Source organism: Janthinobacterium agaricidamnosum NBRC 102515 = DSM 9628, assembly GCF_000723165.1.
In the GTDB taxonomy this organism is placed as follows: domain Bacteria; phylum Pseudomonadota; class Gammaproteobacteria; order Burkholderiales; family Burkholderiaceae_D; genus Janthinobacterium; species Janthinobacterium agaricidamnosum.
Window position 1 is genome coordinate 5,915,380 of the sequence record NZ_HG322949.1, and the last position, 1,563, is coordinate 5,916,942.

Consider the following 1,563-nt stretch of genomic DNA (forward strand, 5'->3'; position numbering starts at 1 on the left):
CGTGCATACTCTAGAAAGGAGGTGATCCAGCCGCACCTTCCGATACGGCTACCTTGTTACGACTTCACCCCAGTCACGAATCCTACCGTGGTAAGCGCCCTCCTTGCGGTTAAGCTACCTACTTCTGGTAAAACCCGCTCCCATGGTGTGACGGGCGGTGTGTACAAGACCCGGGAACGTATTCACCGCGACATGCTGATCCGCGATTACTAGCGATTCCAACTTCATGCAGTCGAGTTGCAGACTACAATCCGGACTACGATACACTTTCTGCGATTAGCTCCCCCTCGCGGGTTGGCGGCGCTCTGTATGTACCATTGTATGACGTGTGAAGCCCTACCCATAAGGGCCATGAGGACTTGACGTCATCCCCACCTTCCTCCGGTTTGTCACCGGCAGTCTCATTAGAGTGCCCTTTCGTAGCAACTAATGACAAGGGTTGCGCTCGTTGCGGGACTTAACCCAACATCTCACGACACGAGCTGACGACAGCCATGCAGCACCTGTGTAACGGCTCTCTTTCGAGCACTCCCAAATCTCTTCGGGATTCCGTCCATGTCAAGGGTAGGTAAGGTTTTTCGCGTTGCATCGAATTAATCCACATCATCCACCGCTTGTGCGGGTCCCCGTCAATTCCTTTGAGTTTTAATCTTGCGACCGTACTCCCCAGGCGGTCTACTTCACGCGTTAGCTGCGTTACCAAGTCAATTAAGACCCGACAACTAGTAGACATCGTTTAGGGCGTGGACTACCAGGGTATCTAATCCTGTTTGCTCCCCACGCTTTCGTGCATGAGCGTCAATCTTGACCCAGGGGGCTGCCTTCGCCATCGGTGTTCCTCCACATATCTACGCATTTCACTGCTACACGTGGAATTCTACCCCCCTCTGCCAGATTCTAGCCTTGCAGTCTCCAATGCAATTCCCAGGTTGAGCCCGGGGATTTCACATCAGACTTACAAAACCGCCTGCGCACGCTTTACGCCCAGTAATTCCGATTAACGCTTGCACCCTACGTATTACCGCGGCTGCTGGCACGTAGTTAGCCGGTGCTTATTCTTCAGGTACCGTCATTAGCAAAGGATATTAGCCCTCACCGTTTCTTCCCTGACAAAAGAGCTTTACAACCCGAAGGCCTTCTTCACTCACGCGGCATTGCTGGATCAGGCTTGCGCCCATTGTCCAAAATTCCCCACTGCTGCCTCCCGTAGGAGTCTGGACCGTGTCTCAGTTCCAGTGTGGCTGGTCGTCCTCTCAGACCAGCTACTGATCGATGCCTTGGTAGGCTTTTACCCTACCAACTAGCTAATCAGATATCGGCCGCTCCACGAGCATGAGGTCTTGCGATCCCCCACTTTCATCCGTAGATCGTATGCGGTATTAGCGTAACTTTCGCTACGTTATCCCCCACTCCAGGGTACGTTCCGATATATTACTCACCCGTTCGCCACTCGCCACCAGAGCAAGCTCCGTGCTGCCGTTCGACTTGCATGTGTAAGGCATGCCGCCAGCGTTCAATCTGAGCCAGGATCAAACTCTTCAGTTTAATCTCTGTTTAATGTCA

Annotated in this window: 1 rRNA gene; it reads right to left on the reverse strand. The window is 52.9% G+C overall.

Annotation, left to right across the window (positions count from 1 at the left end):
* Positions 1-14: 14 nt before the first annotated feature.
* Positions 15-1,545: ribosomal RNA gene (locus GJA_RS25690) — 16S ribosomal RNA — on the reverse strand.
* Positions 1,546-1,563 lie beyond the last annotated feature (18 nt).